Genomic DNA, 12,545 nt, shown 5'->3' on the forward strand with positions numbered 1-12,545 from the left:
AGGGGAAAAATCATGGCTAAAGAAACTCAATTGCAGGTAGAAGCAATCAAAAATGGTACGGTCATCGACCACATCCCTGCGCAAATCGGCATCAAAGTATTAAGACTGTTCGATATGCACAATTCATCACAACGCGTAACGATTGGACTGAACTTGCCATCATCAGCACTCGGTCATAAAGATCTACTCAAAATCGAAAATGTGTTTATCAATGAAGAGCAAGCGAGCAAGCTAGCGTTGTATGCTCCTCACGCGACCGTGAATCAAATCGAGAATTATGAAGTGGTGAAAAAGCTCGCGTTAGAGCTTCCTGAGCGCATCAATGATGTATTTGAATGCCCGAATTCAAACTGTATTTCTCATAATGAACCAGTAGAAAGCAGCTTTAGCGTGTTCGAGAAGAAACAAGAAATCCGCCTAAAGTGTAAATACTGCGAGAAAGTGTTCTCACGCGAGATCGTAACCGAGCGATAAACACGCCGCACGACTAGGCTGTGATACGTTTAAAATACCCTGCAATGTCAGGGTATTTTGCTCTTTACCTACCGAGGGTTTAGAGGCAAACTGAGAATCTTTATTCCCTACAACTGATGGAAAAAATCAAATGACGAAAGTACTTCACACTGAGTCTGCACCAGCAGCAATCGGTCCTTACGTTCAAGGCGTAGATCTAGGTAACATGGTTCTTACTTCAGGCCAAATCCCAGTAAACCCAGCGACAGGTGAAGTGTCTGCTGATATCGCAGAACAAGCTCGTCAGTCTCTAGAAAACGTAAAGGCTGTAGTTGAATCTTCAGGTCTTAAAGTATCTGATATTGTAAAGCTAACGGTTTTTGTTAAAGACCTAAATGACTTTGGCACAGTGAACGAAGTTTACGGCAAGTTCTTTGATGAGCACGGCGTAGCAAACTACCCTGCACGCTCTTGTGTAGAAGTGGCTCGCCTACCAAAAGATGTTGGCATCGAGATTGAAGCAATTGCAGTTCGCAAATAATTGTACTTGCTGACAAACATAAAAAACGGGTAGCTCAGGCTACCCGTTTTTTATTGTCTTTTCGTGATGATATCGCAGTAAAACTTAAGCAGCATTACGCTGTTTGACTTCTTCATCTAACGATTCAAGCTTCTCTTTCATCTGTTCACGACAGATATTCGCTAACTCGCGAATGCCCTCTTTACCATAGCCTTCAGTGCTGATTGGAGGTAGCATTTCAACAATCACATGACCATTGTTCCAACGGTTCAGCTTAATTTTATTCGTCGAGCTACATACGATAGGAATGATTGGCACACCTGCTCCAATTGCCGCATGAAAAGCACCTGTTTTGAATGGCAGCAAACCACGCCCACGAGAACGCGTGCCTTCTGGGAACATCCACACCGAAACATCACTTTCTTTCATGCTGCTCACGACCTGATCGATAGTACCTTTTGCTTTAGAGCGATTCGCTCGGTCAATCAGAATGTTACCCGTAAGCCAGTAAAGCTGACCAAACAGTGGCATCCAAGCCAAGCTCTTTTTACCTACTGTCACAACTTTCGGAGTCACAGCCGCAGAAACAGTAAACATGTCCCAGTTGTTCTGGTGGTTAGCAATGTAAACATGTTGGCCGCGTGAATACGCATCTTCAGGGATACGCAACTCTAACTTAATCCCAAACACACGAGACATCTTGGCAAACAAACGGCCAAAAGTGAAAACGTGCTTAGGGTTTCTAGGGCTTAATAGGCAGTAACCACAACCACCAATAAACATAACAATCGCAAAGATAGCGACAGCAAATACACGTAACAGTGCAATCATTCTTGTTCTCCAGGAACCGGCTTTTGCCAGATACAGCTATTAATATCTCTCTTTCCATAAAGGGAAAATATGGTCATGAGAGTGATATAAAAAAGCCGAAACTCAGGTTTCGGCTCTCTTGATATCCAAGTTACCTGCGGTGCAGTTTAACTTGCCTAGCTCACTCGCTCAATATTTGCGCCAAGTGCAGCCAGTTTATTTTCGATTTTGTCGTAACCACGGTCGATATGGTAAATACGATCAACGACGGTTTCGCCTTTAGCAATGCAACCTGCAATAACCAAACTAGCCGAAGCTCGTAGATCGGTTGCCATCACTTGCGCACCGCTGAGTGACTCAACATCACCACAGATAACCGTATTGCCTTCGATCTCAGCTTTAGCGCCCATACGCATGAGTTCTGGTACGTGCATAAAGCGGTTTTCAAAGATAGTCTCTGTGATCACGCCGCCACCTTTCGCCATCATGTTCAGAAGCGTAAATTGAGCTTGCATATCCGTCGGGAAACCAGGATGTGGCGCAGTACGTACACTTACCGCTTTTAGCTCGCGGTCGGTCATATCAACGGAGATCCAATCTTCACCCGTTTCGACAAGCGCGCCAGCTTCTTCCAGCTTGGCGAGAACCGCTTCAAGCAAATGAGCATTAGTGTTGCGACATACCACTTTACCGCCAGATACTGCTGCTGCGACAAGGAATGTTCCCGTCTCAATACGGTCAGCAACCACGTTGTGTTTACAACCGCCTAGGCGCTCAACACCTTCAATCGTAATGGTATCTGTGCCAGCGCCAGAGATTTTTGCGCCAAGCTTATTTAGGAAATCAGCGGTATCGACGATTTCAGGCTCACGCGCAGCGTTATCTAGTGTTGTTGTGCCTTCCGCCAGCGCTGCGGCACACATGATGGTGATCGTCGCGCCTACGCTGACTTTATCCATCACGATGTGCGCGCCTTTTAGACGGCCATCCACTTCTGCTTTCACATAACCATCTTCTAATGTAATGGTTGCGCCAAGCTGCTCTAAACCAGAAATATGTAGATCCACAGGACGAGCGCCAATAGCACAACCGCCTGGTAAAGAAACCTGACCTTGACCAAAGCGCGCCACCAAAGGACCCAAAGCCCAAATAGAAGCACGCATGGTTTTCACCAAGTCATAAGGCGCACAGTATTCTGTAATACTGCTTGGATCAACATGAACAGAGCCATTGCGGCTTACTTTCGCGCCTAAACGCTTAAGCAATTCCATCGTTGTGTCGATATCACGAAGGTGTGGTACGTTTGCCACTTCTACTGGCTCTTCCGCCAAGATAGACGCAAATAAAATCGGCAGTGCTGCGTTTTTTGCACCTGAAATGGTCACTTCACCAACTAGTGGTTTATCTGACCCAATAACTCGAAACTTTTCCATCAATAAACCTTAAAGCGACATCAATTTCTTATCACGAGCCCACTCTTCTGGTGTGAACGCTTTGATTGATAATGCGTGAATGTCGTTACGCTGGATGTATTCCATCAGAGGAGCATAAATTAGCTGCTGCTTCTTAACGCGGCTCATTCCATCGAAACAAGCATCAACAGCAACCACTTCATAGTGGCTACCTTCACCTTTCACATGCACTTCTTGAAGGTTTAGTGCTTCTTCTAATAACTGTTGTACTTTTGCGCTATCCACAATTTACCCCTGATAATTCTGTATGTGTTTGGCCACTAAAGATTCAACATTGCTCAGTTGAAACAAAGTGCGCAGTTGCGCCGGCACGAAACTGAGCATTATATGACAGTTTTGCTTTTTTGCATGCTCTAATAAGTGGATTAACATCACCATTCCTGCAGAGTCGACGCGCTCTATCTCTTTTAGCGAGCATTCCAGCTCCGATTGAGCAGGTTGCCATTGCTGTGCATACGCCCACAATGAAGGCACTGTATCTCTATCAAGTGCCCCTGTTAGCTTAAGAATGTTTTGATCCAATTGCCACTGAGCGGGAGTCTGGGCCATTATTTCTTCGCCTCGAAGCGGATCGGTTCTGCGGCCAATTTTTCTAGGTCTTTAGCAACAGATAGAATACCTTCTTGACGAATTTTACTGTTCCATTCAGATTGTTTACTAGAAAGCAAACTAATGCCCTCTGCAATCATATCGAATGCTTCCCACTCACCAGACTGGTTGTCTTTACGCAGTTTAAACTCAAGTTTGATGTTTGGACGCGGAGTATCGATGATATCAACTTTAATGCTTGTAATACGCTTAGAGTCATCAATGCTAGGCTCAGGACCAAACTCAATTTTTTGGTCAGAGTATTGCGTCAACACTTGTGCATAAGACGCAATCAGGTACGCACGAAATGCATCGATAAACTCAAGTACATCTTCACGCTTAGCACCTTTTAAGTTTGGACCAAGAAGTTTTAACCCTGCATAGCGGTAGTTGACGTAAGGCATTAGCTCTTCTTCAACGATCACTTTAAGTAAATTTGGATCTTGTTTGATTTTCGGCTGTTCGGCTTTCAATCTTTCGAACGTGACTTCAGCTACCTGCTTCATCATCTTATAAGGTTCGGTTTTATCCACCTCTGCTGCTGTTGCTCCAAAAACGCTAAACACAGCACAAACTGAAAGTAGTAATCTCGCTAACATAGTTATTCCTTACTTGAGTCGTCTGAACCACCTACGCTGTATAGTACTTGACCAATTAAGTCTTCAAGCACAAGCGCCGATTTGGTGTCTTCGATGGTATCACCATCCACCAGCATGACTTCATCATCAAAAACGAAGCCAGGTACTAAACCAATGTATTGCTCACCAATCAGGCCAGATGTCAAAATTTGTACGCTCGACGTTTCTGGGAACTGATTGTATTTGCTATTGATAGATAGTGTTACAACTGGCAATAAGTTGTCTGGGTTAAGCGAAATACTACTTACTCGACCAATCACAACGCCCCCCACTTTTACGGGAGAACGAACTTTTAAACTGCCAATATTATCGAACTCGGCTTTGAGGGTATAAGTATCACCAGAGCCAATGCTTTTTACGTCAGCAACTTGAAAAATCATCACAAGAATCGCGCAAATTCCCGCTAATACAAAGCTGCCAACCCATAATTCAGTTTTACGTGTTTGTTGCATGATTAATTCCCAAACATCAATGCGGTCAGTACAAAGTCTAATCCTAGTACTGCTAAAGAAGAATGCACAACAGTGCGCGTAGTTGCTCGGCTGATCCCTTCCGATGTTGGAATAGCATCATAACCGTTAAATAGAGCGACCCAAGTAACCGTAATTGCAAACGCAAAACATTTGATCATACTGTTACCAATGTCTTGTCCTAGCTCAACAGAGGACTGCATCGCTGACCAAAAACTACCGTGATCAACGCCTTTCCAGTCAACACCAACAAGCTGAGCGCCCCAAATTCCCACAGCCATGAAAATCATAGCCAGTAAAGGCATTGAGATAACCCCAGCCCAAAACCGTGGTGCAATCACTCGTTTCAATGGGTCTACCGCCATCATTTCAAGGCTAGACAGTTGTTCCGTTGCTTTCATTAGACCTATCTCTGCGGTTAACGCAGAACCGGCACGACCAGCAAACAAAAGTGCAGTAACAACAGGTCCTAATTCACGGAGTAACGAAAGCGCTACCATTTGCCCCAAACTGCCTTCTGCGCCGTAATCCACCAACACAACATAGCCTTGTAGACTCAAAACCATTCCAATGAACAGACCAGATACGACGATGATCGCCAGCGACTGAACACCAACAGAATAAAGTTGCTTAACAAGCAGAGGAAAGCTTCTGATCGGTTGTGGCTTAGAAAATAGCGCCCCAATCAACATGAAAGTCGCACGACCAAATGCTCCGCAAATAGAAAGCGTGCGTCGACCCAGCGAGGCGACAAAGTGAATGAAGTTATCGACCATCAAATAAGTCCTTTTCGATACTTTGAGAAGGGAAACGAAACGGTACAGGACCGTCGGCATCACCTTGTAAGAACTGCTGGACACGAGGATCAGAGTTTTGAGTCAGCTCTTCTGGCGTACCATAGGCGATGATTTTTCCATCGGCCATCAGGTATACCCAGTCAGCAATACTCATGACTTCAGGTACGTCGTGAGAAACCACAATAGAGGTCAAACCTAACGCTTGGTTTAGATTGCTAATTAGCTCAACCAAAACGCCCATAGTGATTGGGTCTTGCCCCACAAACGGCTCATCGTACATGATCAGGTCAGGATCAAGTGCGATTGCACGAGCCAAAGCAGCGCGTCTTGCCATACCACCTGAAAGCTCACTCGGCATTAATTGCGCCGCGCCGCGTAGACCGACAGCTTCGAGCTTGAGTAACACCATGGTGCGAATCAAATCTTCCGATAAATCGGTATGCTCTCTCAATGGAAAGGCGACATTATCAAAAACATTCAAATCAGTGAATAAAGCCCCTGACTGGAACAACATGCTCATTTTCTTTCGAGCATGGTAGAGTTTTTTACGCGAGAGAGAGGGAATATTGTCGCCATCAAACCAGATCTCTCCTTGCTCGGGATACAACTGACCACCAATCAAACGCAGCAGTGTTGTTTTACCAATTCCCGATGGTCCCATAATGGCCGTCACTTTGCCCTCAGGAACATGCAGATCAATATCATCAAAGATCATGCGTTCTCCCCGTGAAAAAGTGAGGTTGTTCACGGTGACTAAATCGTTGTTCGACATATCATCTCTTCTACTGTAGGAGCGTTGCAACTCACGGAATCATCAAGCAGATACTCATCGGAGTTGAATTCTACGTTTAATAAAGTAACGTCGGTACATTTATTAGGCTGCAATCATAAGCACATTGGCGTTGAATTTAAAGCACTGTTCAATTAAATAAAGTCGAGTATATCCCTGCAATTTCTCATGGTTTATGACCGAATTAGCACGAAGTGTTTAAATCCTAGACCAGAATTGCTCATTTAAATGAGTGAGATTTACATACATTTTCGTTACTAACCTTTAATTTATTCTTCGTTTATCTTCCATTTTAGGCCGCAAAAGGTCAAAATTAGCGGTTATTCATTTTACTTATTTAATACTTAGGAATTCTCATGCTCGAAGCCGTTGCGTTGCTTATAGTCGGTCTTGTTTTGCTTGTTTGGAGTGCAGATAAACTTGTTTTTGGCTCTGCAGCGATAGCACGCAACGTCGGTATTTCCCCGCTTGTCATCGGCATGACAATCCTTGCGATGGGCTCATCCGCCCCTGAGATGATGGTATCTGCAACCGCTGCTTGGGATGGCAAAACAGATACAGCGGTGGGTAACGTATTAGGCTCAAACATAGCGAACATTGCGTTAATCCTAGGTATTACAGCGCTGATCAAGCCTTTGTCGATTAGCTCCGCCGTCATCCGCCGAGAACTGCCACTCATGATAGCCGTAACCGTACTCGCTGGTATTCTGCTTTGGAATAGCCATCTCGGTTTTTATGAGGGTGTCTTATTGTTTGTACTCTTTGGGGCATTTTTATTTGCTATGTTGCAAATCAGCCGCAAAGAGCAAAAATCAGGTGATGTTTTTCTTGATGACCAAGAGTCAGAGATCCCAGAAGGCGTCAGTAACCCTAAAGCAATCATGTGGGTGGTTATTGGCTTGATACTGCTTCCTTTGGCAGCCAGCATGCTGGTTGATAACGCGGTAATTATTGCTAAACACTTTGGTATGAGCGACCTTGTTATCGGTCTAACTATTATCGCCATTGGCACTAGCCTGCCTGAACTGGCCGCATCACTTGCGGGAGTTTTAAAGGGTGAAGACGACATGGCTGTCGGTAACATTATCGGTTCGAATGTGTTTAACATTCTGGCGGTAATGGGGATTCCTGGCATCATTAATCCATCGGTGCTCAGTGAGTACGCGATGGGACGTGACTTCTGGGTCATGTTAGGCGTTTCATTGTTACTTGTCGCGATGTGTTTGGGTAAATCACGCAGTATTAACCGTATTGAAGGTGCCATCTTGTTTGTGTGCTTCTTAGGTTACCAAGTGTACTTATTCGCAAACATGACCGCTTAATTACCACGATCAATAAGTAGAGATCTGATATGTCCAATCAATTTGATTTTCGCGCTGCTGCTAAACAAGTTCTTGATATCGAAGTTGCTGCTCTGCAAGAGCTAGATACCTACTTTGATGATCAATTTGAAAAAGCGTGTGAACTTATCCTTTCCAACAACGGCAAAGTTGTCGTTATGGGTATTGGCAAGTCAGGCCATATTGGTAACAAGATTGCCGCCACTCTGGCAAGCACTGGGACTTCGGCGTTTTTCGTTCATCCAGGCGAAGCCGCACATGGCGACTTGGGTATGATCAGCCCTGGTGACATTGTGCTGGCAATTTCTAACTCTGGTGAATCAAACGAAATTCTGTCTCTATTTCCAGTATTAAAGCGCCTGAATATTAAGATCATCAGCATGACAGGTAAGCCAGAATCAAATATGGCCAAGCTGTCTGACTTACACCTGCAAATTACGGTACCTCAAGAAGCTTGTCCGTTAGGCCTGGCGCCAACTAGCAGTACGACTGCCACATTAGTGATGGGAGATGCATTAGCCGTAGCTCTGCTTCAAGCTCGTGGTTTTTCTGCCGAAGATTTTGCCCTGTCTCACCCAGGTGGTGCACTGGGGAGAAAACTGCTACTTAAGTTGTCTGATATTATGCACTTTGGAGAAGCGTTACCTAAAGTTTCTCCTGACGCATTAATTCGCGATGCCCTGCTTGAAATTTCAGAAAAGGGGTTAGGCATGACAGCCATCGTCGATGAGCACGATGCTATGCTTGGTATATTCACCGATGGTGATTTACGTCGTACCTTAGACAAGCGTATCGATATTCATACGACGGCAATTGGCGAGGTCATGACGACAAACCCAACCACAGCACACCCTGATATGCTGGCGGTTGAAGGTTTGAACTTGATGCAGAATAAAAACATTAACGCTCTGATTTTATGTAAAGACGAAAAAATTGTGGGTGCACTGAACATGCACGATTTACTAAAAGCTGGCGTGATGTAATATCAGCACAAACATTTAAATCATTTATTAGACGAATAAAGGCAATGGTCAGGGAAGTACTGAGCTAAACGATAGGCCTTCATTATATGAGTTTTACTCGCCTTATTTATTTGCTCTTGATCTTCGTTGTAGCGTGGTGCGGTTATTACCTACTAACCCCTAAAGGCAACGACGCAATTCAAGTAGCACCAGATTCTGAACTGCCCATGTTCAGTGGTTCTGGATTAGAAAACATCACCTACGGTGAAGATGGTGTCCGCAGTTACATCATTCGCTCCACTAACTTAGACCATTATGCTAAGAGTGGAGATACTATTTTTAATAACCCGACTTTGATGGTTTACCGTGAAGGTAGCGTCATTGAATGGAAGGTGACTGCCACAAGAGCAGTGTTAGATGAAGACCAAGTTTTGACTTTATATGACAAAGTCTTAATGCAAAATCTTCTGCCTGGTGCGAGTTTTGATACCATGGCAACAGACAAACTGGTCATTAATCTAACCAATCGTGATTTTAAAGCTGACCAACAAGTGATGTTGGTTGGACCACAATTTGAAACTACTGGAGGCGCAATGCAAGGCAACTTAAAACAGCATACTGCGACTCTGACAGATGAAGTTCAAGGTCGATATGAAACCGTTACACCTTAGCCTACTGGCACTGGTATTGGCGGCGCCTCAAGCGCTGGCACTCAAGTCGGATACTCAACAGCCGGTTTACATAAACTCTGACACCCAACAGGTTGATATGAAGAGTAACCAGGTTGTTTTTGAAGGCGATGTATCTCTTAAGCAAGGGAGCATCAATATCGATGCTGATAGAATCGTGGTAACTCGCGATCCTAAAACCGAAGCAATTAAACAGATTCAAGCATTTGGTAAACCTGCGAAGTTTTCTCAGCTGATGGACGATGGTAAAACACTTAGTGGTCAAGCTACGGAGTTGGATTACCGTATTTCTACAGACGAACTGACCATGAAAGGTCAAGCGCAGCTGGCACAAGACAACAACACCATCAAAGGTTCTTCGATTCGTTACCAAATTGGTAAACAAAAGCTAGTCGCAGATAGCTCTAAGGAAGAGCGCGTTACGACCATTTTGCAACCCAATCAGATAGAGAACTAATATGGCAGTACTGAGTGCGAAAAACTTGGCGAAAAGCTACAAAAAACGCAAAGTCGTCACTGATGTTAGCTTAGAAGTTGAATCTGGTCAGATTGTTGGGCTACTCGGTCCAAACGGTGCGGGTAAAACCACCTCGTTTTACATGATTGTCGGCTTAGTACCTCGTGATGAGGGCACCATTACCATTGACGACAATGACATCAGTATTTTACCGATGCATAGCCGTTCACGCCTTGGCATTGGCTATCTTCCACAAGAAGCGTCGATTTTCCGTAAGCTTTCAGTAGAAGATAACATCATGGCCGTACTTGAAACTCGTCAAGAAATGACGAGGGAAGAGCGCCAAGATAAACTGGAAGATTTGTTGGAAGAATTCCACATCCAGCACATCAGAACCAGTGCTGGTATGGCACTATCAGGGGGTGAGCGACGCAGGGTGGAAATCGCTCGAGCTTTAGCGGCCAACCCTCAGTTCATTTTATTGGATGAACCTTTCGCTGGTGTTGACCCAATTTCGGTTAATGACATCAAGAAAATCATTGAGCATCTGCGCGATCGTGGTCTCGGAGTGTTAATCACTGACCATAATGTACGTGAAACACTGGACGTATGTGAAAAAGCCTATATCGTGAGCCAAGGGCACCTAATTGCATCGGGAACTCCGGCAGAAGTTCTCAATAATGAACAGGTGAAACAAGTTTATCTCGGCGAACAATTCCGTCTATGATTATATTAGGAACGGTAAGATTCTGAGCATTACAAGGTAAGTAACACTGAATGAAACCTTCATTACAACTCAAGCTAGGTCAGCAGTTAGCCATGACGCCACAGTTGCAGCAAGCGATTCGCTTATTGCAATTGTCGACACTCGATCTTCAACAAGAAATCCAAGAAGCGTTGGACTCAAACCCATTATTGGAAGTTGAAGAAGGCCAAGACGAGCCTCTAGCAAACGGTGAAGATAAGTCAGCGGTCGAGGCTGCTGATAGCAACAGTGCTAGCGAACCAACAGAAATTGACGTTCCAGATAGCTCCGATGTGATAGAGAAATCAGAAATTAGCTCTGAACTTGAAATCGACACGACTTGGGATGACGTCTACAGCGCGAATACTGGTAGCACAGGCTTAGCTCTTGATGATGATATGCCCGTCTACCAAGGCGAAACTACTGAATCATTACATGATTACCTCATGTGGCAGCTTGACCTAACACCATTCAGTGAAACTGACCGCACGATTGCATTAGCGATTATTGACGCTGTTGACGACTACGGCTATTTAACTTTGTCGCCTGAAGAGATTCATGAGAGCTTCGATAATGAAGAGATAGATTTAGACGAAGTAGAAGCCGTTCGTAAACGCATTCAACAATTCGATCCTCTTGGCGTAGCATCGCGTAACTTACAAGAATGTTTGTTACTGCAATTGACGACCTTCCCGGAAGACACACCGTGGCTTGCTGAAGCCAAAATGATACTTGCGGATCACATTGATCACCTAGGCAACCGAGACTACAAGCTCGTCATCAAAGAGACTAAGCTGAAAGAAGCCGATCTTCGTGAAGTCTTAAAGCTTATCCAACAGTTAGATCCTCGTCCAGGTAGTCGCATCACTCCTGATGATACCGAGTACGTAATTCCAGACGTATCCGTTTTTAAAGACAATGGCAAATGGACCGTTTCTATAAACCCGGATAGCGTGCCAAAATTAAAAGTAAATCAACAATATGCTCAATTAGGCAAAGGTAATAGCGCGGATAGCCAGTACATCCGCAGCAATTTGCAAGAGGCAAAATGGTTAATTAAGAGCTTAGAGAGTAGAAACGAGACGCTACTCAAAGTTGCAAGATGTATTGTTGAACATCAACAAGATTTCTTCGAGTATGGTGAGGAAGCCATGAAGCCAATGGTACTCAATGATGTCGCTTTGGCTGTGGACATGCATGAATCCACGATTTCTCGTGTAACAACGCAAAAATTTATGCATACACCACGTGGTATTTTTGAATTGAAGTACTTCTTCTCTAGCCATGTTAGTACTGACAATGGCGGAGAATGTTCGTCAACAGCAATTCGTGCACTCATTAAAAAACTGGTCGCAGCAGAGAATACTGCCAAACCACTGAGTGATAGCAAGATTGCTGCTCTTCTGGCTGACCAAGGGATTCAGGTCGCAAGACGTACGATAGCCAAATATCGCGAATCCTTGGGAATTGCCCCTTCAAGTCAGCGTAAACGCCTATTATAAGGCACTAACTGAAAAGGAAAGTCTATGCAAATCAATATTCAAGGCCATCACGTTGATCTTACCGATTCAATGCAAGACTATGTAAATTCTAAGTTTCAGAAGCTCGAAAGGTTCTTCGACCATATCAATCAAGTGCATGTTGTACTAAAAGTTGAAAAAATTACTCAAATCGCGGAAGCTACGCTTCACATAAATCAAGGCGAAATCCACGCATCAGCCGATGACGAAAATATGTATGCCGCGATCGATTCGCTGGTAGATAAATTGGTTCGCCAACTTAATAAGCACAAAGAAAAACTAAACAGTCATTAA

Annotated in this window: 17 protein-coding genes; 9 read left to right on the top strand and 8 right to left on the bottom strand. The window is 44.3% G+C overall.

Going from position 1 to position 12,545, the window contains the following annotated elements:
* Positions 1 to 12: 12 nt before the first annotated feature.
* On the top strand, positions 13 to 474 hold the full coding sequence (pyrI, locus tag R7F67_RS17365) for an aspartate carbamoyltransferase regulatory subunit (RefSeq protein WP_005381086.1): 462 nt from the start codon (positions 13 to 15) through the stop codon (positions 472 to 474).
* 130 nt (positions 475 to 604) lie between these two features.
* Positions 605 to 994 carry a RidA family protein gene (locus R7F67_RS17370; protein WP_005381087.1) on the top strand — a complete coding sequence of 130 codons (390 nt, stop codon included), beginning with the start codon at positions 605 to 607 and terminating at the stop codon, positions 992 to 994.
* Positions 995 to 1,078: 84 nt separating this feature from the next.
* Here R7F67_RS17370 and R7F67_RS17375 read toward each other — a convergent pair whose 3' ends face one another.
* The 8 genes from R7F67_RS17375 to mlaF all read right to left on the bottom strand — a co-directional run bounded on the left by R7F67_RS17375 (position 1,079) and on the right by mlaF (position 6,520).
* The gene (locus R7F67_RS17375; RefSeq protein ID WP_005381088.1) at positions 1,079 to 1,804 is read right to left on the bottom strand and encodes a 1-acylglycerol-3-phosphate O-acyltransferase; all 726 of its coding nucleotides are present in this window, start codon (positions 1,802 to 1,804) and stop codon (positions 1,079 to 1,081) included.
* A 155-nt stretch (positions 1,805 to 1,959) separates the two neighbouring features.
* Complete coding sequence (murA, locus tag R7F67_RS17380; protein WP_005388419.1) at positions 1,960 to 3,216, bottom strand: UDP-N-acetylglucosamine 1-carboxyvinyltransferase; 1,257 nt, start codon at positions 3,214 to 3,216, stop codon at positions 1,960 to 1,962.
* Positions 3,217 to 3,225: 9 nt separating this feature from the next.
* Entirely contained in the window at positions 3,226 to 3,480 is a 255-nt protein-coding gene (ibaG, locus tag R7F67_RS17385) for a BolA family iron metabolism protein IbaG (RefSeq protein ID WP_005381092.1), read from the bottom strand.
* Between the two features lie 3 nt (positions 3,481 to 3,483).
* The gene (locus R7F67_RS17390) at positions 3,484 to 3,804 is read right to left on the bottom strand and encodes a lipid asymmetry maintenance protein MlaB (RefSeq protein ID WP_005381093.1); all 321 of its coding nucleotides are present in this window, start codon (positions 3,802 to 3,804) and stop codon (positions 3,484 to 3,486) included.
* Complete coding sequence (gene mlaC / locus R7F67_RS17395) at positions 3,804 to 4,442, bottom strand: phospholipid-binding protein MlaC (protein ID WP_005381098.1); 639 nt, start codon at positions 4,440 to 4,442, stop codon at positions 3,804 to 3,806. Before mlaC ends, R7F67_RS17390 begins: the two co-directional genes overlap by 1 nt.
* 2 nt (positions 4,443 to 4,444) lie before the next feature.
* Positions 4,445 to 4,933 (bottom strand): outer membrane lipid asymmetry maintenance protein MlaD, encoded by a 489-nt coding sequence (mlaD, locus tag R7F67_RS17400; RefSeq protein WP_005381099.1) that lies wholly within the window; start codon positions 4,931 to 4,933, stop codon positions 4,445 to 4,447.
* A 2-nt stretch (positions 4,934 to 4,935) separates the two neighbouring features.
* Complete coding sequence (mlaE, locus tag R7F67_RS17405; RefSeq protein ID WP_005381100.1) at positions 4,936 to 5,727, bottom strand: lipid asymmetry maintenance ABC transporter permease subunit MlaE; 792 nt, start codon at positions 5,725 to 5,727, stop codon at positions 4,936 to 4,938.
* The gene (gene mlaF, locus R7F67_RS17410) at positions 5,717 to 6,520 is read right to left on the bottom strand and encodes a phospholipid ABC transporter ATP-binding protein MlaF (protein ID WP_005388422.1); all 804 of its coding nucleotides are present in this window, start codon (positions 6,518 to 6,520) and stop codon (positions 5,717 to 5,719) included. The genes mlaE and mlaF overlap by 11 nt, the downstream gene beginning before the upstream one ends.
* A gap of 374 nt (positions 6,521 to 6,894) precedes the next feature.
* On the opposite strand from mlaF, the gene R7F67_RS17415 reads away from it, so the two are divergent.
* From R7F67_RS17415 to hpf, 7 genes are all read left to right on the top strand, one after another.
* Positions 6,895 to 7,860 (top strand): calcium/sodium antiporter, encoded by a 966-nt coding sequence (locus R7F67_RS17415; protein ID WP_005381102.1) that lies wholly within the window; start codon positions 6,895 to 6,897, stop codon positions 7,858 to 7,860.
* A gap of 29 nt (positions 7,861 to 7,889) precedes the next feature.
* The gene (kdsD, locus tag R7F67_RS17420) at positions 7,890 to 8,861 is read left to right on the top strand and encodes an arabinose-5-phosphate isomerase KdsD (RefSeq protein WP_005381104.1); all 972 of its coding nucleotides are present in this window, start codon (positions 7,890 to 7,892) and stop codon (positions 8,859 to 8,861) included.
* Between the two features lie 86 nt (positions 8,862 to 8,947).
* Positions 8,948 to 9,511 (top strand): LPS export ABC transporter periplasmic protein LptC, encoded by a 564-nt coding sequence (gene lptC, locus R7F67_RS17425; RefSeq protein ID WP_005381106.1) that lies wholly within the window; start codon positions 8,948 to 8,950, stop codon positions 9,509 to 9,511.
* Positions 9,492 to 9,986 carry a lipopolysaccharide transport periplasmic protein LptA gene (gene lptA, locus R7F67_RS17430; RefSeq protein WP_005381109.1) on the top strand — a complete coding sequence of 165 codons (495 nt, stop codon included), beginning with the start codon at positions 9,492 to 9,494 and terminating at the stop codon, positions 9,984 to 9,986. Before lptC ends, lptA begins: the two co-directional genes overlap by 20 nt.
* A gap of 1 nt (position 9,987) precedes the next feature.
* The gene (gene lptB, locus R7F67_RS17435) at positions 9,988 to 10,713 is read left to right on the top strand and encodes an LPS export ABC transporter ATP-binding protein (RefSeq protein ID WP_005381111.1); all 726 of its coding nucleotides are present in this window, start codon (positions 9,988 to 9,990) and stop codon (positions 10,711 to 10,713) included.
* 50 nt (positions 10,714 to 10,763) lie between these two features.
* On the top strand, positions 10,764 to 12,233 hold the full coding sequence (locus R7F67_RS17440) for an RNA polymerase factor sigma-54 (RefSeq protein WP_017636186.1): 1,470 nt from the start codon (positions 10,764 to 10,766) through the stop codon (positions 12,231 to 12,233).
* Positions 12,234 to 12,257: 24 nt separating this feature from the next.
* On the top strand, positions 12,258 to 12,545 hold the full coding sequence (hpf, locus tag R7F67_RS17445) for a ribosome hibernation promoting factor (RefSeq protein ID WP_005381114.1): 288 nt from the start codon (positions 12,258 to 12,260) through the stop codon (positions 12,543 to 12,545).

Source organism: Vibrio sp. YT-17 (genome assembly GCF_033337375.1).
GTDB lineage: Bacteria > Pseudomonadota > Gammaproteobacteria > Enterobacterales > Vibrionaceae > Vibrio > Vibrio alginolyticus.